The sequence below is a fragment of the Pseudovibrio denitrificans JCM 12308 genome (assembly GCF_001310815.1).
Lineage (GTDB): Bacteria > Pseudomonadota > Alphaproteobacteria > Rhizobiales > Stappiaceae > Pseudovibrio > Pseudovibrio denitrificans.
In genome coordinates this window covers 236,832-258,307 of the sequence record NZ_BAZK01000008.1, presented here as the reverse complement: position 1 = coordinate 258,307, position 21,476 = coordinate 236,832, and the positions used below count along the sequence as shown (strand labels likewise).

Here is a 21,476-nt window from a genome sequence, read left to right as displayed (position 1 = left end):
CTTTAGAAGCTCGTCTTCAACCCCAACCAGAACTGACGACCTTTTTTGAAGGGTTTGTCATCTTCTGCTGTGGCGTGACCTACTTCATTAAAGATGTTGTCCACCTTGGCCGTCAAAACCGTTTCGCCATACTTTGACTTCGCAAGTTGATATGAGCCACCAACATTGACGTAAGTGGTAAAGTCATACTTGTAATCAACGTAGTTTCGGGCGGTAACAGTGTCGCCTTTATATGGCAGGTTTTTGGTTGAGTACTTTTCAGGGTCCTTGATCACACCCTTGTATGGCATGGTGAAACTGGCTGATGCCCAAAGGTTCAATCTATCTTCAAAGAGACCGGCTTGAAGACGTGCCCCAGCAGTGATTGGTATGTCTGAGTTACCTGTAACCACATTGAAATCGTCTTTGGCGTAAACTCTTCCATTGTAATAGAAATAGCTACTTGAGTCTTGCTCGAAGTAAGTTGCATCATTTTCGTCAGGCAACGGAGCATCGTTTCTATGGCTTTCAGACCACGTAGCGTTCACCTTAAATCCGACACTGTTTAGAGGGCCGAAGGTAAGATCATTCCAAGATTTAGCGTACTCAACAGTTACGGCGTCATATTTACTTTCGCCATCGTTAGATAGCTCGTAATCACCTCGTGCTGTGTCTTTGCTTCTGGTAAATTTGTCCCTTCCGGCTCTGTGAACGTATTTGAGGCGTAGTGTTCCATCAATGATCGGGTCGTTGACGATGGTTCCAATTGTAAATTCATCATTATACGGTGTCTTCAAGCCTGCTGCTGCATAGTCAGAGCTCGGATTGGAAGAGACTTCCCAATACCCATCTACATCGGGATCACGAACTTCGTTATAAATCTTACCATCGTCTGAGATCACTCGGTTGCGTTTGATTGCACCTGGCCTTCCCGCAGTTAGAGCATAACCAAGCATTGCGTTGTCGTAGTAGCGACTAAAGCCAGCCGTGAAAGTAATACGGTCGTGGACCTCCCAAGATGCTGAAAGCCTTGGGGCAATGTTTATGTTTTCAAGATAGCTGTCATAATCAAGTCGTACACCCGGTATCAGATCAACTTTACCGAGGTCGAGTTCTGTTTCTGCCCAGAGGTTAAGTTCAGTCAGAGAAACGTTAGTCTTGTAAGCTGGTTGAGTTGAATGAGAGTTAAGGTAAAGTTTATTGTCTACACAGAGAAGATCGTTAGGGTCGTCGCACTCGAAAGTGCCGCCTTTTGTAGCACTGTAAGCGTGGTAATCTTCTTTTCGCTCTTGAGTTGCAAAAATGCGATTGAAACCGCCACCCAAAGATATGGTGTGTTTTTTCCAATCTGCATCTAATTGAAACTTGGCACCGATTTTCTTTTCACTTTGAGTTACTTGTCCAAGGCCGCCTTGGTTGCAAAAGAAAAACCTGAGTGAGGGGAGATCCTGACAATCTTTAGTTTGAGGTATTTCAAGGAATTCTCCACCAGACCTTTTTGCAAATACTATCCAAGTATCATTTTGCTTGTGTTCATTGCCTTGCTCACTTGTGTTAAAGAAAGCTTCGGTTTTTAAATTGATATTTGAAAACCCAGCCCAATCTTCTAAAGCTCTGTTGAAATCCAACTTTGTAGATGATGCATCTCCGGTAACTTCTCCCGGTTCGTCCATCTTATACAAATGAGATTCAAACATTTGGTCATAAAAGGTTGTTGTGTTTGAAAGTTCAAGAACACCCCAATCGCGCTCTAGTTTTAACTTATTCAGAGCAGTGATTGAGTTTGTATATGTCTCGATGTTTTTTTTCTCGACAAACCTGGGATCTCTTGCTCGGGATGTTGATGCATACCGATTAGATAGGCTGGAAAGGAACGAAACACCTTCTGCCAATGGGCCGCTAACACCGATTGACCCGTTGAGTTTTAGAAAATTATAAGGTTCTATGCCCAGAGGGTTTTCACCACTCTTGGTGATGAGATTGAACTTTGTCAGGTCATTGCTAGTGCCTTCAATGTCTAACCAGCCAGACCAACGGTCACTTGTTGTATCGATAGTTTCTGCTTCAATGACACCACCTTGAAAACCTCCATAACGAGCGGAAATATTGCTGTCATGAACAGTCAACGACTTAATGATGCTATCAGGCACATACAAAGTTTGCGGGTGTAAGCCATAGATTGCATGAGGATTTGGGCTCGTTCTTTCATCTATTGGTATGCTGAGGTGTTTCGTATCCCAATATCCAGCGCCGCTGGTACTAATCCCAACACCGTCTAGCATAAATAAGTTTGAATCACGTTCTGCTCCCGAAATAGAATATTGGCCCGGCCGCAGGTCCTGTTCACTAACTGTGTTATCGCCAGCTTCTGAACTTGTATGATCTTGCCACTGAACATTCGGAAGAGTTTTGAGCTGGGAGTTGATATCGCCGCCTGCGTCTCCTCCGGTTTCAATAAGGCTGCGGCTGATCGTTGTTTTGCCGATGGCACGTGGATCTCCGTCACCGAAGAGGCTTTCTGTATAGGAAGGATTGGTGTTGGCATAAACGACAACCTCATCCAGTAACTCGCTGTCGGCTGAGGCATCTACTTTGCTTCCGAAAGGGAGCAGTGCGACGGAGGTGGAGGAGCGTTTGCGAAGCTGCAAGCCGGTGCCGCTGATTAGCTTTTTTAATGCGGCTTCTGGTGACATGTTGCCAGAGACGCCAGAAGAACGTTTGCCAGCAACTGCATCGCTGGAATAGCTGATCTGCCAGCCTGTCGTTGCGATGAACTCTCTGATTGCTGAGGAGAGGGGCTGGGCGCTGATCGAAAATGAAACAGACTGTTCTTGAGCAATTGCTGCAACATGTTGGTTGAAAACGACTGAGCCAGTCGTCAGCGCAGAGCAACCCAAAAGAGCTGTAACCAGAAGATGTGAAACAGAGTTTCCGTTTAATCGCTGGGTATTTTTCTTTCCCAGAATTTCAGCGAGCAAGTGCATATTGTCCCAACTTTTGCCGTGCAGTTCACTCAGCGATGCTTCAAATATCGCCATCTAAAAAGAACGACGTTTGAAACATTCCAATCCGGCAAAAAAAGTTGAGTATTTAATTCATAAAATAAATTCCGGTAGGTAGCCGATAGAGATCAGCCCCTGTCGCGAGGGCGAGTGTCTCAATAGCTTCAATTAGATTATCTGTTTTAAAATAACCACTTACCCGTATGTCGCGAAGAGCAGACGAGGTGATGAAAATGGAGCTGTTGTAGTAACGTTCAATTTCTTCAACTGCCTTTGAAAGGGGCATATCCTCAAGCACCAGCCGGCCCTCTCGCCAAGCCAGAACTTCAGCTGGATTAATCTCTGTGCTCTCTCCAATTCCTTTTGAGGAGATGCGGCTCAACTCCCCCGGCTTCAGCTCTCTGGCTGTATCTGCATCATTTGCCCGTGTGAGTTCTACACGACCTCTCTCCAACACCACTCGGTCTTCAGTCTTGCTTGTCAGCACCGAAAAGGCGGTGCCGAGAACGGTCACTTCTCCAAAACCACCGGTGACCTGAAATGGCCTTTGAGCATCATGCAAGACATCAAAATAGGCTTCTCCGCGAAGAACGTGAACGCGGCGCTGCGATCTTTCAAAATCGAGCGCAACAGCTGTTTCACTGTTCATGAGCATAGAAGAGCCATCCGGCAGAGAAATCTGCCGCATCTGTGCAGATTGTGTCCTGTAATCAGCCTGCAAATAGATCCACCAATCAGAAAATTGTGTCGCTCCAACCATCAAAGCGAAAGCAGCAGCTACTCCAGTCAGCTTTCGAAAAATTTTCCGCAGATGGGTTTTAGTCGCTGGTGGATGAACTGAATCAGTTTTCAACTCCCCCACCGCCTTCTTAAAGGCCGTTGCTCCCCAAATCTCTTCCAGTCTGGCGAACTCCTGGCGATGTCGCTCACTAGTGTTGAACCAAGCTGAGAACTGTTTCCTTTGACTTTCAGAGGCGTCTTCTTGCAGCTTTAGAAACCAGTTCAGTGCTTCATCAGCAATGGGGTCAGGGTGCCTGAAAACACTGGCCTCCCGGTCGTCTTTAGTGTTGTTGTCTTGGAATGAGCTCATAAGAAACAGCTTGAAATGATTATTGTTTTAGGTTCAGAAAAGAATTTTATTTTTGCTCGAGCCGATGGAGTGCATCCCGGCAATGGGCCATGGCCAACTTCAGGTCGTTGAACACGGTTCGTTCAGATACATCCAGATGCTTGGCAATTCTGTGATTTGGCCACTCTTCGATACGGCTTAAAACGATGACCGTTTGCGCCCGTGCAGGAAGACAGGAAAGCGCGCTACGGAACTCCCGAAACCGCTCGCGTTCTATCAGAGCATTTTCCAGGGAGTAGACGTCTGCAGGCATGCCGTCCAAAGCTTCTGGTGCACCGCTATCCATCTCGTAGGTTTGGCGCGTTTTGCTTCGGCGCAGATGGTCTAATGCAAGATTTCGGGCAGTCTGATGCAAAAAGCCTTCAACATGGCTGATCTGCTGTGATTCTGAAGTTCTTTGTGCGCGGAGATAGGCTTCCTGAGAAAGATCCTCAGCAATGCCGGGATCCTTCACTATCCGCAAAATACTGCCAATCAACGAGCGACGCTCGTTCATAAAGATCGAAGCTAAGGTCGGCGACATCTTTAACTACCCGAAGAAAACTAAGTTTACTCCTCGGGCGTCGGCTAAAGGATTGAGCGCTGTATAACACAACACCAACCTTAGGGAAGTCCCCTACAGCAAATGGACTGCAGAAATTCCCTCAATATTTGGTGGGTGAAATTTTTTGCATGTGCGAAACAATCTCTAAGAGGACTTAGCTCACGCTTTGATATGCTTGCAGTGAGTACTCTAAGAACCATCGATCTTCTGATAAATCTGCCCCAGATTCATATTCGTGCCGCGCACAAGTCCAATCGCAGATGCAATTTTCTTTGCCGAAGAAAGCAACAGCTTCCGTCCTTTCCTATGGTTAATCAGGAAAAGGAAGCCAGATCCAACACCACCAGCGATGCCACCGAAGAAACGGCCGATTGCTTTAGGGATAGCTTTCTTTGACGCTTTTTGAAGACCAAACCGTTTCCGTGAAATATATGCTTGTGCGCTTGCTACTGAGTAAGATCGGCGGACTTGATAACCAAATGTGAGGCGAGATGCTGGTGTGATTTCACGCGTAATTGCATCAGGAACCCATACAATCTTCGCGCCACTATCAGTTGCTCGATAGAAGAAATCGATATCACTTCCACCACTAAACCGCATGGTTTCATCAAAGTTCAAGCCTGCAACAGCTTCAACAGAGAACAACACATTGTCTGTGCCAGCGGTTTCCATAATTGCACCAGGTTGTCTTTTATTCCGTGGTCGGTGAAAGGACCAAGGTGCGTTAAGATCTTCTGGTGTTGATTGTGTCCAGCCATGGTAGATGTCAGCAGGCCACTTATCCATGGCCTTTGACATTTCGATCAGCCATTGAGGGTCTAGGATCTCATCATCATCGATAAATGCAATCCAGTTGGGATTAAGGGAGCGTGCTGTATTTAAAGCGGTGTTCCGAGCGAATGGAATACCGGCTTGAATTTCGTGAACATAGCTTAAGGGTACATTTGCTGCGGCTCTGATTCCTTCCTGATCTTCGGAAGTCATCGGTTCGCTGTTATTGTCACAGATAATTAGCGTAATCTCGAAGTCATGGTGTGGAATCAGCTGACTTATCGAGTTTATGCACGCGAGCAGCATGTTTTTACGCGCTCTGGTGCAGACAGCAATAATTAATCTTTGAGAACTAGACACAAAGCAAATCCGATACAATTAAGAAGTTTGATAACCTAATGCTGAACGTTTTGCTGTTTTTCAAGCATTTTTAAAATTCGTGAAAACCGCGAGAAAGACTGAGTTGCCGCAAAAGCAAAGCCCTTCCAACCAGCAAAAATAAATCGACGCACAAATAGATACTTGAGCATCTCTACAGGCAGTTCAGTTACCAACCGCAGACGTAACAACCATACTGGCTTTTTCTTTTGTGTTTCAGCAGCAAGTTCGGACGTGTAATTTAACTTGTTTAGCGCGTGAGCCCAGGTCCGGAAGGAATAGTGGTATTGCCGATTTCGCAAAGTACCCATTTTGTATCCCTCATCAAGCTGCATCCGGTCATAGGACGGATCAAGCTTAATACGGGCATGTTTGAGATTGTAAAGTCGAGGAACCTTACGGAAATCAGCAAAAAGACGTGGCTTTTTGTCTCCTGGAAGTACCATGGTGTTACGTACGAGATAACACGCAAATTCTGGCTCGTCCTTGGCAAACATCTCGGTTAGTTCCTGTTTTAACTCAGGAGTAACAACTTCGTCTGCATCAATGTAAAATACCCAATCGAAGTTGCATTGGGTCTCGCCGAAGCTACGTTGTGGCCCAAAACCATGCCAAGGATTATAGACGACTTTTGCACCGTGAGATTCTGCAATCGCCACTGTGTCATCTGTCGATCCGGAATCGATCACAATGATTTCCTGGCCAAGCTCTTTTACGCTTTCCAGTGTTCTTCCAATACGATCAGCTTCATTGAAGCTTCGGATTAGAATAGAAATCGGTGGCAATTCCTGTGACATTTGCGGGGCCATATTTACTAGTTGCTTCTTAGCTGTAATTAAGGGTTCACGTGGATTTAATCAAGCCTGATGCATATGATATGAGTGCGGCAAAAAAAGGAAACGGGACTTGAAACAGGCAAATAAAGCGCATGAAGCAGACAAGGACGTCACATCGTGCATCACCAGTTGTGGTCGCCTTGATTTACTCTCAAGGACGCTGGACAGCTTTATGCCGGACCATCAAAGGAATTTTGCGAAGTCCTTAATTGTTGATGACGCCAACACAAAAGAAATCCGTAATTGGGTAGAGAAGAACTATCCTGAGACGGAAGTGTTGCTGAATCAGCCTCAGCTTGGGCAGATGAAATCCATCGATAAAATGTATGCGCATGTGACTACGCCATATATTTTTCATGGCGAAGACGACTGGTTGTTTCAGGCTGGTGATACAATTGAGGCCTGTAAGAAAGTTTTGTCAGCGGAGTCCAAAGTGAGTGTTGTTTGCGTTCGCAAACTCTCGGATTTACAGCAACGTTTTCAGGAAAATTGTATCCGTAAAGAAGTCGATGGTGTGAGTTACGCTCTTATGCCAGTCGATATTCATCCGGAATGGCTCAGTTTCTCATTTAATCCTGGGCTTGTTCGAAAAAGCCTTTGGGACCGCTATGGGCCATATGAGCAATACGGCACTGAAGAGCGGATCTCTATGGTTATGAAAAAAGACGGCTGGATGGTTGCCTTTCTGGATCCTGGTGCGTGTCATCATATAGGAGGTGACGCGCATGTTGATGACCCTTATCAGCCGAAACGAGCGAACACGATTGCTTCTCGTTTAAGGCGTTCTGTACGTAAGCGTTGGTTTCGATTGTTGCGCAAATTTGGCTATGACGTCTGATTAACTTGGTTCACTTGCACCTCTCAACACCTTCCTCATATCCACCTTCTCGAAGCTCGTCTTGAGTGTCGCGTCATAGCGGAGTTCGCGGTAGCCGAGGTGTTGGTAGAGGGTGAGGGCTCTTGTGTTTTGGGCGGTGACGGTGATGAGTGCGTGGGAGTGGGTGATTTGGGCTTTCAGGGCTTGGAGGAGGGCGGTGCCGAGGCCCCGGCCTTCGAAGGCGGGAGCGATCCAGAGGTCGGTGATGCGGTTGTCGGCATGTTCTCTTGCGCCGAAGCCTGCGAGTTGATTGCCGATCTGGGCGACCAGCACGTGCGCATGGCATGCTTTCAGGAAAGGCAGGAAGGGATTGCTGACCTCAAACTCCTTCGCGATGTGAGCGGGCACAAGCGGTTTGATGCCGTTGCGCCAGGCTGTCAGCCCAATTGCAGCAAGAGGCTCTGCGTCTTCAGCAGTTGCTGGCCTGATGGTCAGAGCGGTTGAAGAGGCGCGCGTGATAACCATGGAAATCGGGAGAGGTTTATTGGTGCTTGTCTAGTTGGCACGGTTGAAGCTTTGGAAGCCTTTGCAGGCCTTGGGGCTTTTAGCGTTGGGTTGGCTGAGTTCGCCGCAGGTTTTCCTCGTCACGGATGAAACGCAGGCAATCGCTTGTCTTTTTTGCGCGTTGGACGTGGCCTCACTGGCAAAGTCAGCTTTGATCACCGCGCACGCCTGATTGACGCTGTTGTTGATGGCCGTTGCCGTGGGGTGCTGCTTTGAGGATGCATCAATACCCATCTGCTCAAACGCGCAAGCCTTCAGCTTCTCGCACATGTTGGCGATTGCTGCGTTGAGATCAGAGGTCATTCCCGCAGTTGCGACGCTGGATGAGGCAAGCAGAAGTGAAGCAGCAAGGCATAGGTTTTTCATCGCAGACTCAAGTTTGTATTGGTCACACGAGCATTTTGAGTTGCTGACATGACCAACACAATCACCAAGATCTGCTGGCTTTACCCTCAGGGTTTCGCCATGTTCCGCGTACTTCCGCCATTATCCTTATTCACCTTCTCTCCGTCCCAAAGAAGGTGCCGTAACCTCACCGGAGGATGGAAACCTTGCCGCGCAGGATGTCGAAGAACATCACGAAATCGCCGAGAAGGCTGTAAAACGGGAACTTGAATGTGGCTGGCTTGTTCTTTTCAAAAAAGAAATGCCCAATCCATGCAAAGCCATAGCCAACCACAGGCACGGCGAGCAGCCATGTCCAGAGGCTGAAGGTGATGATGTAGGCGACCAGACCAAGTACAAGGGCCGTCCCGGTGAAATGCAGGCGGCGGCTGACCACGTTCTGGTGCTCTGCCAGATAAAACGGATAGAACTCTTTGAAACTGCCAAACTGCTGGTTATGGCTGTTGTTGGCTTCACTCATTGCATTATCCCCCCTTAATCTGCCGATAGTACGTTAACAGCACTGCGGCCTGACGCGTGATGAACAATCGCGCGCGTTCTCCCAATCCTGCCTCTTTTTCCGGAAGAAGCATAGACCTGACCAATCTACGCATGGCGCGGGCATGCTCGCGGTAGCGCTGTGTCGGGTTCTGGCCCTTGCCGCGCTGTTCCATGGTGATGTTGGTGTGGTTTTGACCGCGCACCAGCAAAGCGGACTGGTTGTCGGCCCGCACATTGCTTTTGGCTGCCACATAGCGAATGGCAAAGCCGATGCGACGATCGTCCGTGGTGTTGGCGTCAGAGCCATGCACCAGCTGGAAGTGATGCAAAGACATCTCTCCGGGCTTCAGCTCCATATAGATCTGACGTTCCGGCTCCAGCTCCTCAACCGGAATTTCCTGTCCGCGGGTGAGCAGGTTGTCTTTGGCGTAGGTGTTGATTTGTGTGCGGATGGATTTGTGGCTGCCCGGTTCCACCTTCATCACGCCAGACTGAGCCGTCGCAGGACTGAGCGCAACCCAAGCCGTGACCACATCGTCCGCATCTACGCCCCAATACGCAGCATCCTGATGCATGGAGACATAGGATTTGCTGCCCGCTTCCTTGGTGAACAGGTTGGTCATCAGGCACAGGATGTCCGGGCCGATCAGCTGTTCAACTGCATCCAGAATAACCGGATGGTGCACCAACTCGTCCGCCCAGTCATACAGCAGGTAGGATTTGTTACACTGGGCCTTGTCGAGCGGATGGCCTTGAAGCTTCTCAACGGCCTCCAGCTCTGCACGCATGCGGATGGCGTCGTCTGATCCCAAAACCTTGATTGGGAATAAAAATCCCTCGCTTTGGTATTGGCCTGTATCGATTGTGTTGGCGGTGTCTGTCAATGTCATGCTGGAACCATCCTTGAAATAAGCGTTGCGAAGGTTGCAACAAGACCGAGTGAGGCTGCGCCAAGAAGAACTGAAAGTGCCGGTATGCGTTCGCGTGTGCCGGTGTGCGGGTCCAACCGCGTAAACAGCATGGCGTAAAGATTGCCGGTCATGAACGCCCATGCGCAAAGCATAAGAACAACGCCGGCTGCACTTTCAAAAATCAAAGCAGAAATGATGAGCGCGCCGCAAGCCAAATAGTCATCAATGGATAGCGGCCAATATTTGTTGGTTCTGACCAAAATGAGTGTTTCGCCCACGCAGAGTATTGCTGCGAGAACAATTGCGTAAATTGGCAGATAAGTTTGAAACTCCTCCAAAGTTCTCCCTCCCAAATTGTGGAAACAGCGTTACCGAGTCTTGTTGATGTGTCAAGTTAATTGATCTCGATCAATTCCGGAGTGTTTTTCGGTACATCTTCGGACAAGGCGGCTAGGAGACAAATGAAAACTGGATACAATGGGAGAAGTTGGGGGGAGCCAATAAGAATGACCGTGGACGTAGACCGTAGAACAATAAAGCCGGAAGCGCTTGAAACACTTCGTAAAACCATTCTGGAGATCTTCTCCTCCGGAATGTATCAGGACGTGGGAATCCGGCAGATCTGCCAGCAGGCGCGTGTGAGCCCACAAACGGTTTACAAGTACTTTGGCAACAAGGAAGAGATGCTCTACGCTTGCATCAAAGGGGATCTTGAAAACCTTTATGCAGAAGCGATGCAAGCGGCCCGAGAGGCTGAGAGCACGGTCGATAAATGCCTTACCTTTCTGGATATCTGGTGCGAGTTCTATTTCGCCAACCCAAGCATCGCCCGCATTGTGTTCCTCAACATTCCGCAGGCCTATTGGATGGGGCAAACCCAGTTCACGCACGTTGCTTTGCATGATGAAACCACGCGCATCATCGCAGATGGCCAGAGTGAGGGAACCGTATGGGATGAAACATCCGCTGAGCTGCTGGGACAGGCCATCATGGGCATGGCCCACCGCCTGCTCACCCGCTGGCTGATGACCGATAAAGTCAGCGGTGAGGAAACCAAGCAGGCCCTTGCAAAAAGCATCAAAAAACTTCTACAGCCTTAAGGGAAGAGGGGTCTAATCCAGCTCAATATCGGTGGCGTGTGAGATGAGGCGTTTCAGGCTGTTGGTGCCTTCATCGACGGACTTTTGGGCCTGAATGGCCTTCCCGTTCTCAAGGTGGCCTTGGGCATTGTCGAAGTGGCTTTTCACCACATCCGCCTCTTTCACATAGGCATCAAAGCTTTGCTTGGCGTTCTCGTCAGACTGGCTGATGAACTTGAGGTCTTTGTGCTGATCCAGCCATGACTTTGCTTCGTCTTTCAGCTGAATGAGCTGTTTTTCAACCCACTCCAGCTGTCCCTTGGCTTTATGGGTCATGCTGTAGAGTTGGAAGCGGATTTTCCTGAGTGGAAGTACCTTTTCTTCCGCTTCTTCAACCCTGCCGGAAATCAGGTCAGACTGAGCTGAAGTGAGCAATGTCTTCAAAGACTTGCACTCTGCCTCATACTGGTGTGCATTTGGCAGACAGTCTTTGATGAAAGGCAGCCGCTCATACGCCTGATCCAAGGCATTGCGCAGGTTCTCAATCTTCTTGCGGGTTGGGATGGGCTTGCCCTTCTCAACTGGACCATCTGCTTCGTCTTCTGATGTTGAGGCACTGGCAAACCAGATCTGCTGCATATCAAACAACGCGCTTTCATTCTCATGCACCACTGCTATGGCACCTTGATAATCTCCGCCAGAAAGAGCTTGCAGACCCTTTGGAGTGGCAGCGGCCACCTTGTCAAAGGCAGAGGTAAACTGGGCGAGTGCCTCAGGCGCATGCTCCAGTTCTGAGGAACGTTTGTTCAAGGCGGTGGCATCGGCAAGGGTCTTATCCAGCCGCTGCTGCGCATCCTCCCGGTTCTTCTCAATCTGCTCCTTGGCATCCTCATAGGCTTTGACGAAACCTTCCTTCTTGCCTTTGATTTTGCCAAGCATGAACTTCAGGCCTGGATAGCTGTGATCTGCAATCGCCTTTTGCATGCGAAGAAGGGGAAGGTTGGCGATGCGGTGTGCTTTGTCGAAGGCGGCCGTCTCAACGCCCCACTGCACCAGTTCATCGCGGTGTTTGTAGGTATCTTCAACGGTGTTCTTGTAGGCCTCAACAGCAGGCATTTCCTTGGCGATCATCTCGTCCGCGTGCTTGCAGCCCTGCTGCAGAACCTTTTTGCCTTCGCTGATGTGATACTGCACCTTATCCAGTAAGGTTTTCAGCAGGCTGATAGTTCCCGCATCCGGGCGCTGCTGGCCAGAAAAATTCTTATTGAACTGCTTGAAGGTGTTGCTGATCTTCTCAACCTGCACCTTGAACGCCTCGATATGCTCTTTGGTGACCAGCTGTTTACGGGCCTGCGCGTCCAGCTTCTGGGCGTTGGTGGCCAATGTCTGATATCGGTTGGAGAGTTGCGTGATCTCAGCCTTGAACTGCTCTGCCACCTGTTCAGACTGTTGTTGATAGGCTGCGGGGCTGTCTTTGGAAACCAGCACGCGCGCGCGGCGGGATGCGCGTTTACCCGGATTAACCTCGTTGGGCTGCGTGTGGCCCGCATTGCTCTCGTCCAGTTGCACCTCATCCACGTTCTTCAAGTTCAAGTGTTTGAGGACCAGTTCGGTCCACTGTTCCTGCTCGGGGGTGAGGTTAGACTTCGGCATCGAGATGCTCCAAACGACTGCGCATACTTTGGCTTTTCACCATCTATAAGGCCAAAATACTGAGCATTCTTAAGGGAGATACAGTCAAATGAGCAGTTCGGTTAACTGCAGCTTGAGCCATGCACGATGTTTTGCTGCGAATTTTCTCTAAGAGTATTAGAGTGATCAACGCATCTTGCAGCACCCGCATTTTGTGATGGACGTCACAGTTTTGCAGGGCAAGGTGCAAAATTTACAAAATGCGTCTGGTATGTACACTTCGTGCTTCCTAGTTTAAGCAGCGAGAGAAGGGCAACAAGAGCTGGCAAAGCGCCAAAAGCTCGGCTGTAAGAGATTGCAAAAAGAGAATGATTAAGAAAATTGCCGGTGGAGTGCTGGGCGTTGTGGTGGTTGGAGTTGGCGCGATTTACGCCAGTGCCTACACCAATATGGGGCAGAAGCCAGATGAGGAACACAAGGCACAGCTGGCCCAGTCTGACCAATGGGCCGATGGCAGCTTTGCAAACAAGCTTCCCATGGTTCGCGGACCACTGAGCGAGATTTTCCGTCAGTTCATTTTAGAACCGACCGATCACAACCGCCCGCAGCAACCTGTTCCAACCGAGACCATCGGTGACCGCCTGAACACGCCGCCTGAGTCCGGTGCCCGCGTCACTTGGTTCGGCCACTCCACACTCCTGGTGGAGCTTGAAGAGACACGTATCCTGATCGACCCGGTCTGGAGCAAGCGCGCCTCTCCATTGCCGTGGGCAGGGGTAGAGCGCTTCTATGATCCGCTGATCGCACTGGAAGACCTGCCTGAGATTGATGCGGTGGTGATCTCTCACGATCACTACGACCATCTGGACATGGCAACCGTCCAAAAGCTGGCCCAAAAGCGGGTGAAATGGATCGTCCCGCTTGGAGTAGGATCTCATCTGGAATACTGGGGCGTCGCGAGCGCTGACATCACCGAGCTGGACTGGTGGCAATCTACAAAGGTGGAAGAGACCACCGTGACCGCCACACCCTCCCGCCACCGCTCTGGTCGCTCTGTCACCTTCAGCGATGTCAACGCAACGCTCTGGGCAGGCTGGGCCTTCAATGGTCTTGAGCACGCCGTGTTCTATTCCGGTGACACCGGCATGCATGATCGCTTTGAGGAGATTGGCGAACGCCTCGGCCCGTTTGATCTGACGGTGATCGAGACCGGCGCTTACAACCCACTTTGGAAGGACACGCATCTCGGCCCGGAACAAGCCGTTCTGGCCCACAAACTGGTGAAGGGCAAAACCATGCTGCCGGTTCACTGGGGCCTATTTGACCTGTCCTCCCACAACTGGACAGAACCTGTTGAGCGGGTGATGGTTGCCGCTGAAAAATATGGTGTTGATCTGGCTGTGCCGCTGCCGGGTGGTTCTGTTGAGCCGGGGCAGGTGGTCTCCAACACAGCATGGTGGCCTCAGGTGCCATGGAAAACCGCAGAAGAGCGTCCAATCTGGGCAACGCGTGTAGAAGAAATCGTCAAACGTGCCAAAGAGATGAACAGCGGTGAGCCCCAAGTGGCCTCTCGCCCGTCAAACTGACAGTTCAGAAGGAGAGCAGGCGAGGGCCGCTCTCCTTTTTTGCATCAGTAAACGGCCAGAACCCGCCCCGGACCGCCGGTCCCGCCTTTAAATTTCGGCGCTCCAGCAATGATCGTCGCGCCTGCCAAGGGCACCCGATCCAGATTGGTGAGGTTCTCAATGCCATACCGCCCGGACCCAAGCCACAGATAGTGCACGGGAAAATCCTTTGTCGGTCCATAATCTATGGAGAGGGTGTCTACCCCAAGCCCATAAACACTGCGCTCATTGATCAGGAACTGAGCTGTTTCCTCATGAAACCCAGAGAAATGAAGCAGACCTTTGCTGTCTTCCCCGCGATACTTCTCCGTTCCCACATATTGCGGCCAGCCGGATAGCATCGCCACGCAGGCCCTATCCGGAATGCGGCCATGCTGTTGCTCATACTTCAGAATATCTTCTGGCATAACACGGTAGTCAGCATTGTTCGCCGCCTGATCCCGCACATCAATCACCGCCAGAGGGCAGACGAACTTTTCAATGGGAATCTCATCAATGGACTGCCCATCCTTGCTGAAATGAATCGGCGCATCAAAGTGCGTGCCCACATGCTCGTGGTAGTGCAAAGTCTTCAGGTTCAGCCCGTCTTTAGCAAAGGTATACTCGTAACTCTCTCCAAAAGCAGGCCCGCCCTCAAACGTGGGAAAGTCCGGTGTCAGCGTCTGTGTCAGGTCAATCACATTGGAAAACGAAACACTCTCCGGCAACACATTCGCAGTCGCAGAAAGCGCCGATGCACTCAACACCGCCCCGCCTGCCGCAGAAGCCACAGCCCCACTCAAAAACCCCCTCCGCGACAACCGCCCCTTCACCACCTCCATCACACACGCATCACACATTCTCTTCACCTATGGGCATTTGATTTGAACCGGAAGCGTAGGGGAGAAGTGTTAAAGAGGGTTGAGGGTTGTTGCGGACTGTTAAGCATAGTCAGTTTTGTTGCTCAACTTGCGTGTGCATTTGGGCAGTTACCAAGTTCGTTGACCTAAAGTGATTATTCACTCGACCTCATATCAAACCACGCAATACTCAAAGCATTGAGTTTGACTAGGTTGATGGTTTTAAATGAGTTTTCTGATGCCTTCTCCTTGGTTTGATGCAGAGGCCCATCCGAATAAGCTGAACTTGGTTTGCCTGCCTCAGGCAGGGGGCGATACGAGCTTGTACAACCGATGGAAGGTGCCGCTTGGTGATCAGGTGAACGTGATGCCAGCGAAGTTTCCTGGCCGTGGAGTTCGATTTAGAGACCCATCAATCAATTGTATGGAAGAGGTTGTCGATCAGTTAGCTCAAGAGATTGAGCAGTTCGGTGAAGCTCCATTTGCGCTGCTTGGGTCCAGTATGGGCGGATGGATTGCTTATGAGTTGGCTCTCAGTCTTGCCAAGCAACATCATCTTAAACCAACAGCGCTGTTTGTGCTGGCTTCAGCCTCTCCGTTTGCTCCAAGAAGCCTTCCGTTCCTTGAAGGATGTACACGAGAGGAAATGATTGAAGAGCTCATCTTGTTTAATCCTGACTTTAAGCAGATCGCTGAGCATGATGAGTTGGTGAGCTTATTGCTACCTGCGATCACCAGTGATTTTAAGCTCTGCGAATCTTATCGGCCACGTGCCCCTTGGAAGGTTAAGTCCCCCATTTTTGCTTTTGCAGGATGTGAAGACCAAATTGTCGAGCGGAGTAAAGTGGAAGATTGGACGACTTTGAGCTCTGAAATCGTAGTTATTGACGACGTGGAAGGTGGACATTTCTTTATTGAAGAATGTCCGATCAAGGTACTTGATCAGATAAGAGAGCACGCTGCAAACGTGGTCCATCAGATGTCTCAACCCGCAACCTTGCAGCTGGCGTAAAATACTGTGCCCATTTCAATTTCTGCGAAAAGCGCTCAAGAATGGTTTCAAACTCTGAGGTGGAAGTGGCAACATTGCTATGAGATCAAAAGGGTGTTGCTGGTTCTCGTGCCGATAGAGTTTCCATTTCCGGATGACTGCATGTTGACCGAGGAAGAAAAAGAAAGAAGTGCACGCTATCGGTTTATTCGAGACAGGCGAGCATATGAGTTGGGCCGCTTTATTGTTCGAACTACGCTCAAAGCTACGATTCCTCTTGAGCCTTTTGCGATTAGAGATCGAGGCAAGCCCTACATAAATGGCTATCCAGCGTTCAACATAAGCCACTCTGGCGGATTGGTTGCTGTTGCATTTGCTCGCAGGGAGCCTTTGGGCGTTGATATCGAGTTGATCCGCTCAGATAATCAATCAACTGATCTGATAGCTGCTGTTTGTCATCCGGCTGAGCGTAGAGCGCTTGCAAGGTGCTTCGAACAGGAGCGAAATGAGATGTTTTATCGTTGCTGGACCCGTAAAGAAGCCGTATTGAAGGCGACCGGTGAAGGGCTTCGAGATGATCTTCGTTCGCTTGATGTGAAGTTATCTCAGCACCAACCGACCATTACTTCTGAAGCTCTATCCATGGCGCTGTTTGATGTTCCTCTTCGCTGGAAAGGTTACAGCTGTACTCTTGCTGTTGACCCAGGTGTTACAGTTATAGATGTTCTCTCACCCTTCCATTCTTATCAACTCGCGTGTATCGAGCAAGTCCATGATACTGAGCACGTCATCTAGCGCCTCACCCCTCATTATGGAGTAGTGATCGGCCTCAATAACCTTCCAGTTCTGTAGATTTGGAAGAACTTCAAGCCAACTTATCCGGTTGTTTGCGCTGGTGTTTTGGTTTTCATTCAACCCTTCGGCAGTTTCAGATGCCAAAATCACATTCGCTTTCCAGGAAGGAACCGGGCGCATTTGGTGATTGACCATCGCCTTGATGTTAGAGGATGTACAGCGGACAAGAGCTGCCCGATACTCGTGTTGTTCTCCGCGCATGCTCTCTTCGCTAGATTGGACGTTATCGGCTCCCCATTTTTCGCTCAGCTCCTTTAAGAATATCTGCTCAATTTCATGTTCGCTTAGCTGCTGCAGATCTGCGCTTGAGTTTGGGGCTGGCGGATCAATCAATGTCAACTGGCCAGAGATACCTGACTTGTCATGTAAATAGAGTGCAATTTCGTGTGCGACCCATGCCCCAAATGACCAGCCGATCAAATGAACTCGTTGTTTTGCTAGGTTTTTGATTAAGGCATCGGCGTAAACCCTTGCTCTTTCTTTTAGACTGATTTCCGTGAGGTCGGGGTTACTGTGGTGAGGGTCAGTTATGACAAGGATCTGAGCGGTATCAGGAAGTTTTGCCGCCAGTTCACGATAGGCTTCCACATCACCACCAACCGGATGTATGAGAACAACGGTCTCGTCATCATATCCAGCCTGCCATTCATGCACAGCTATAGCATCAGACCATGTGGTCTTGTTGGAGTTAGGCTTGACCTCAAGCTGCTGTTCAACCAACTCCATAATCTGTCTTAGAGAGGAGTTTCTAGGAACTTGAGAAAGTAACAACCGGACGCCGTATTTCTCAAGCAAACCCACAAGATCGAGAAGAGTAAGGGAGTCCATCCCCAGATCATGGAGCACTCGTCATGATCGATCTGATTAAGCCCAAGCTGCTCTAGTAAAAGAGTTTCTGTTTGATTTTGAATGGAAGTGAGTTTTGTCTCAGCACTATCAGATGTGTTTTCAAGATTATATCCGATCAGAGATCGATAGAAGTATTGAGAGTCTTCAATGTTGCAAGTGCTAACCAGGACTTGCGGGAGAGATGCCGTCCGTATCTGAGAGAAGATACGCCGTCCTTCGTCATTTGATAGCCCAACCTTCAGATGTTGCTGATGACGTTCATCGTGTAACTCAGCAGAAACAGCCATTCCGCTCTCATTCCAGATTTCCCAATTGATGGCCGTTCTCACTGTGTGAGGTGCTGCTCGATTCCTGAAATACGCATAACTGTCCATCAAAGCGTTAGAGGAGGCGTAGTCGAGCTGGCCAGCTCCACCAAGAACGGCAGACATGGATGAGCAGTAAATAGCCCTTGTTGGCTGGAATCTCTCAATAAAGTGCTCGACAAAAATACTTCCCTCGTACTTTGAACGCATCTTCTTGTGAGTTTCAGCAGGGTCTCGAAACGAGATCAGGTTTCCTTCACTGACACCTGATGCATGGATGATCTCGGTAATGGGTAAGTTTATCTCTGCGATGCTATCTAAAGTCGTTGCCCAAGTATCAGGGTTTCCTATGTCTGCTTTGATCAGATGTATTCTGGAGATCTCTTGCAATAAGTCTGCTGGGACACTCGGATTGCGTGAAACGATTGCGACTTGAGATTGAGGGTCAGACAGTAAACTCTTGCAAACCTGAGTTCCGATCGCACCACTACCACCGGTCACCACGAAGAGACCTGCTTTTTCTACTTCAGCAATGGCGGTAGTTTGGTTGTTTGTGGGCAAAGTAGAGGTTTCGGACTGCCAAGCAAAACCATTTCGCAATGCAAGACGCTCTTTGCCTTGTTCTTGAAGTGAGAGTGCAAAGGCAACTTCAGACCACCCTGTATCGGGCGGAGTATCTTCAACGTCCAACCACAGAGTTTGAATACCAAACTCTTGAGGAATAACTGATAATGGACCTGCAAGCATGCCATGCAGAGGCTGTTCGACGGTACCGAACACCGGCAAAGCTCTACTGGAGAGCAAGCATATTCTGGAAATTTTCAGATCGCATTCTTGCTGAGCTTGAAGAAGATAAGTCAGGCTATCGAGGCAGACGCTTTGAGCTTGCTGGAGGTCAGCCAGTTTATCTCCTGTCCCCCTGTAAAAGAGCGGAAGGGAATGTATCCAGTCTACTTCTTCCAGATCCATATTTGAGAGCCGCTCCATAAGCTGCTCCACGGAGTTCTTGCAGAATGGATTTACTGACAGGTTGCCTGAGACTGAAGCAAAAGCTTGGCCTTCAATGAAGGCAGGAACAACCTGTTTATAGACTTCATTGAGTGGCAATAGATCATCAGGGTTGCTGTTTGCGTCCAGTAATACAACTGCCGTTCTTGGAACTTTGCCAGCTTTGCTGCTTTCGATCCGGCACACTGGCTGCCAGACCATTTGACTGAGCATTCGCTTTCTGGAAGCCGCTTAGGGAGGTTGATGTTCTCTTGGGTTTGGGAAAAATCCTGTTCGAAAACAGTAAACTGTCGAAGGTTGAAGCTATAGCCCGGATGATCCCACGGTGGCGGCGTGCTTTGCCGGTTAGCGGTGTTGGAGGGAGACGAGCTGTTGTTACGTAGCGGAGTAATTGCTTCAATCTCCGGTTGTTGCGAGGCTTGACCTAAGACAACATGTGTGTTGGTGCCGCCAATCCCAAAGCTGCTTACGCCTGCATAACGGGGTTCAGGGCTTTCCCAGGGCTTGCCAACAGGCGGAACATAAAAGCCTTTTTCATCCAAACCCAGTTCTGGATTGGGACGATCAAAACCAAGATTTGGGGGCAAGTATCCATGGTAAACCGAGAGCGCTGCTCTAATGAGGCCAAGAACGCCGGCACCGGCTCCTAGATGTCCAATCTGGCTTTTAACGGATGAAAGTGCACAGGAACCTTCTGTAAGTTTGCCATAGGCATTGGAAAGTGCTTGTACTTCAATGGGATCGCCCAGTTGTGTCCCTGTTCCATGAGCTTCGACGTAACCGATTTGATCGCCGCTTAAGCCAGCATTTGCAAGAGCTTGTCGGATGACCTTCTCCTGACCGGAAACAGACGGAGAAGTATAGCTCATTTTGGACCGTCCATCGTTGTTGATGGCTGATCCTTCAATAACTGCGTAAATGCGATCTCCGTCGGCTAGAGCGCGGTCCAGGCACTTCAGGACCATGACACCTACACCGCTTGCACCAATGGTTCCGCTGGCATTATCGCTGAAGGGTGCGCAGTTGCCGTCCTTGGAAAAGATGTGCTGTGACTGATACTTATAGCCCTCTGTCATGTCGGGATCGACAAGGACACCGCCTGCAAGCATAACATCGCATTCGCCATTTTTAAGCATACCTGCAGCACTGTGAATGCCAACCAGTGAACTACCGCAAGCAGCTTGTAACGTTATGGCTGGGCCTTTGAGATCAAGCTGAAAGGCAACCTTCGTTGCGAGGAAGTCTTTCTCGTGGTGCAAGGCCATTTGGAACTTGTCGGGAAGGGCGATAGAGGAGGCTGAACGGAGGGCGGCGTGGTAGTAGGTTGTTTCACCACAGCTTGCAATAACGCCGATGTTCTGGTCGTTGTGGTGAGGAGAAATACCAGCGTTTTCAAGAGCATGTACGCAGCTCATCATGAAATGGCGTTGCTGCGGATCCATGAGCGCGGCTTCGCGGGGGCTGATGCAGAAGTACTCCGGATCAAACGACAGCATTTCGCTCATCTGGCTTCGGGCGCCAACGAAACCAGGATTATCCGGGGTGAAATGTTCGATACCACTTCGGTTTTCGAGCATCATGGACCAGAACTCTGCAAGATTATCTGCGCCTGGAACTCTGAGTGCCATGCCGATGATGGCAACTTTATCCGCGCTCTGAGGTGCTTGCTCTTTGCTGCTCGACTGCTCCGTTTCACCATCCTTTTCAATGTGTTCCGCCAGTTTAGCAGGTGTCACGTGGCGGAACAGCTCAGCAATACTCACCTTCACGCCTAACTCCTTGCTCAGATGCATTTGGTAACGCATCAGCTGCAGAGATGAGCAACCAGCTTCGAAGAAAGTTTGATCTGCAGAGATTGGAGAGCCGACAACATCTTCAAATGCCGTGATGAGTTGGTTTGTACGTTGGTTTGCGTTTTTTGCGTGTTTTTTGCGTTTCTTCGTTTCAAGCAGAGTCCAATCACACAGCTTCAACGCTCTCTGATCGATCTTGCCACTTGGCGTGCGCGGCCAGTTTTCGATCTGCCTGAACTCGTCGATACGGATGTAATCTGGAAGCCGGGTTGAAAGGTGGCGGTCAAGATCATCTGCACTGATGGAACTGTCCCGAAGGCTGACATAGGCGTGCAATTTTTTGTGCTCTCCATCGAACACAACGGACGCCTGTTCAACTGCACCGTGATCGATGAGAGACATTTCCAGCTGGCCAAGTTCGACCCGATGGCCAGAGATTTTCACCTGATGATCATGACGGCCCTGATAGTTCAGGCGGCCAGTCTTATCTAGAACGCCAATATCGCCTGTTTTGTAGTAAAGCTGTGATCGGCCAGAGCTGCCATTTAGGTGGAGTTCAACGAACTGGTCTTCGTTTAACTCTGCGTTGTGCAAATAGCAGTGACGGACCCATTGGCCGCCAATGAGGAGATGGCCCGGTTCGTCAGGAGCAAGGGGTTGGTAGCTGTCGTCGACAAGCAAGAT

General features: G+C 49.7%; 20 protein-coding genes. 5 read left to right on the top strand and 15 right to left on the bottom strand.

What is annotated here, in order from left to right:
* Positions 1–2: 2 nt before the first annotated feature.
* The 5 genes from JCM12308_RS12700 to JCM12308_RS12680 all read right to left on the bottom strand — a co-directional run bounded on the left by JCM12308_RS12700 (position 3) and on the right by JCM12308_RS12680 (position 6,612).
* On the bottom strand, positions 3–3,017 hold the full coding sequence (locus JCM12308_RS12700; RefSeq protein WP_208609159.1) for a TonB-dependent receptor: 3,015 nt from the start codon (positions 3,015–3,017) through the stop codon (positions 3–5).
* A 52-nt stretch (positions 3,018–3,069) separates the two neighbouring features.
* A complete protein-coding gene (locus tag JCM12308_RS12695; RefSeq protein ID WP_054783970.1) occupies positions 3,070–4,071 on the bottom strand; it encodes a FecR family protein in 1,002 nt (333 codons plus the stop codon).
* Between the two features lie 46 nt (positions 4,072–4,117).
* Positions 4,118–4,633, bottom strand: a complete 516-nt coding sequence (locus JCM12308_RS12690; protein WP_054783969.1) for an RNA polymerase sigma factor — start codon at positions 4,631–4,633, stop codon at positions 4,118–4,120.
* Positions 4,634–4,843: 210 nt separating this feature from the next.
* The gene (locus tag JCM12308_RS12685) at positions 4,844–5,785 is read right to left on the bottom strand and encodes a glycosyltransferase family 2 protein (protein ID WP_128647396.1); all 942 of its coding nucleotides are present in this window, start codon (positions 5,783–5,785) and stop codon (positions 4,844–4,846) included.
* 35 nt (positions 5,786–5,820) lie between these two features.
* On the bottom strand, positions 5,821–6,612 hold the full coding sequence (locus JCM12308_RS12680; protein WP_208978525.1) for a glycosyltransferase family 2 protein: 792 nt from the start codon (positions 6,610–6,612) through the stop codon (positions 5,821–5,823).
* A 97-nt stretch (positions 6,613–6,709) separates the two neighbouring features.
* On the opposite strand from JCM12308_RS12680, the gene JCM12308_RS12675 reads away from it, so the two are divergent.
* A complete protein-coding gene (locus tag JCM12308_RS12675) occupies positions 6,710–7,477 on the top strand; it encodes a hypothetical protein (protein ID WP_083417234.1) in 768 nt (255 codons plus the stop codon).
* Here the strand turns inward: JCM12308_RS12675 and JCM12308_RS12670 are convergent, their stop codons facing one another.
* From JCM12308_RS12670 to JCM12308_RS12650, 5 genes are all read right to left on the bottom strand, one after another.
* Positions 7,478–7,981: a GNAT family N-acetyltransferase gene (locus JCM12308_RS12670; protein WP_054783966.1), complete on the bottom strand. Its 504-nt coding sequence runs from the start codon at positions 7,979–7,981 to the stop codon at positions 7,478–7,480.
* Positions 7,982–8,011: 30 nt separating this feature from the next.
* On the bottom strand, positions 8,012–8,386 hold the full coding sequence (locus tag JCM12308_RS12665) for a hypothetical protein (protein ID WP_014290270.1): 375 nt from the start codon (positions 8,384–8,386) through the stop codon (positions 8,012–8,014).
* 166 nt (positions 8,387–8,552) lie between these two features.
* On the bottom strand, positions 8,553–8,885 hold the full coding sequence (locus JCM12308_RS12660; RefSeq protein WP_008551142.1) for an Mpo1-like protein: 333 nt from the start codon (positions 8,883–8,885) through the stop codon (positions 8,553–8,555).
* A 4-nt stretch (positions 8,886–8,889) separates the two neighbouring features.
* Entirely contained in the window at positions 8,890–9,795 is a 906-nt protein-coding gene (locus tag JCM12308_RS12655; protein ID WP_054783965.1) for a phytanoyl-CoA dioxygenase family protein, read from the bottom strand.
* Positions 9,792–10,154: a hypothetical protein gene (locus tag JCM12308_RS12650; RefSeq protein WP_054783964.1), complete on the bottom strand. Its 363-nt coding sequence runs from the start codon at positions 10,152–10,154 to the stop codon at positions 9,792–9,794. The genes JCM12308_RS12655 and JCM12308_RS12650 overlap by 4 nt, the downstream gene beginning before the upstream one ends.
* A gap of 168 nt (positions 10,155–10,322) precedes the next feature.
* Between JCM12308_RS12650 and JCM12308_RS12645 the strand changes: the two genes are divergently transcribed.
* Positions 10,323–10,916 carry a TetR/AcrR family transcriptional regulator gene (locus JCM12308_RS12645; protein WP_054783963.1) on the top strand — a complete coding sequence of 198 codons (594 nt, stop codon included), beginning with the start codon at positions 10,323–10,325 and terminating at the stop codon, positions 10,914–10,916.
* A gap of 12 nt (positions 10,917–10,928) precedes the next feature.
* On the opposite strand, the gene JCM12308_RS12640 is transcribed toward JCM12308_RS12645, so the two are convergent.
* On the bottom strand, positions 10,929–12,548 hold the full coding sequence (locus tag JCM12308_RS12640; protein WP_054783962.1) for a hypothetical protein: 1,620 nt from the start codon (positions 12,546–12,548) through the stop codon (positions 10,929–10,931).
* Positions 12,549–12,895: 347 nt separating this feature from the next.
* Here JCM12308_RS12640 and JCM12308_RS12635 point away from each other — a divergent pair, with 347 nt between their 5' ends.
* The gene (locus JCM12308_RS12635; protein WP_054783961.1) at positions 12,896–14,113 is read left to right on the top strand and encodes an MBL fold metallo-hydrolase; all 1,218 of its coding nucleotides are present in this window, start codon (positions 12,896–12,898) and stop codon (positions 14,111–14,113) included.
* A gap of 44 nt (positions 14,114–14,157) precedes the next feature.
* Here JCM12308_RS12635 and JCM12308_RS12630 read toward each other — a convergent pair whose 3' ends face one another.
* Positions 14,158–14,991, bottom strand: a complete 834-nt coding sequence (locus JCM12308_RS12630) for a cyclase family protein (RefSeq protein ID WP_208609160.1) — start codon at positions 14,989–14,991, stop codon at positions 14,158–14,160.
* Positions 14,992–15,229: 238 nt separating this feature from the next.
* Here JCM12308_RS12630 and JCM12308_RS12625 point away from each other — a divergent pair, with 238 nt between their 5' ends.
* Positions 15,230–16,003: a thioesterase II family protein gene (locus JCM12308_RS12625; protein ID WP_164845307.1), complete on the top strand. Its 774-nt coding sequence runs from the start codon at positions 15,230–15,232 to the stop codon at positions 16,001–16,003.
* A gap of 141 nt (positions 16,004–16,144) precedes the next feature.
* The gene (locus tag JCM12308_RS27795) at positions 16,145–16,777 is read left to right on the top strand and encodes a 4'-phosphopantetheinyl transferase family protein (RefSeq protein WP_128647395.1); all 633 of its coding nucleotides are present in this window, start codon (positions 16,145–16,147) and stop codon (positions 16,775–16,777) included.
* Here the strand turns inward: JCM12308_RS27795 and JCM12308_RS12620 are convergent.
* From JCM12308_RS12620 to JCM12308_RS32290, 3 genes are read right to left on the bottom strand one after another with little or no spacing between them, the layout of a single operon-like run.
* Complete coding sequence (locus tag JCM12308_RS12620) at positions 16,712–17,665, bottom strand: alpha/beta fold hydrolase (protein ID WP_128647394.1); 954 nt, start codon at positions 17,663–17,665, stop codon at positions 16,712–16,714. The genes JCM12308_RS27795 and JCM12308_RS12620 overlap by 66 nt on opposite strands.
* Entirely contained in the window at positions 17,572–18,990 is a 1,419-nt protein-coding gene (locus JCM12308_RS12615) for an SDR family NAD(P)-dependent oxidoreductase (RefSeq protein WP_054783957.1), read from the bottom strand. Before JCM12308_RS12615 ends, JCM12308_RS12620 begins: the two co-directional genes overlap by 94 nt.
* A gap of 20 nt (positions 18,991–19,010) precedes the next feature.
* Positions 19,011–21,473: a beta-ketoacyl synthase N-terminal-like domain-containing protein gene (locus JCM12308_RS32290; protein ID WP_054783956.1), complete on the bottom strand. Its 2,463-nt coding sequence runs from the start codon at positions 21,471–21,473 to the stop codon at positions 19,011–19,013.
* Positions 21,474–21,476: the final 3 nt, after the last annotated feature.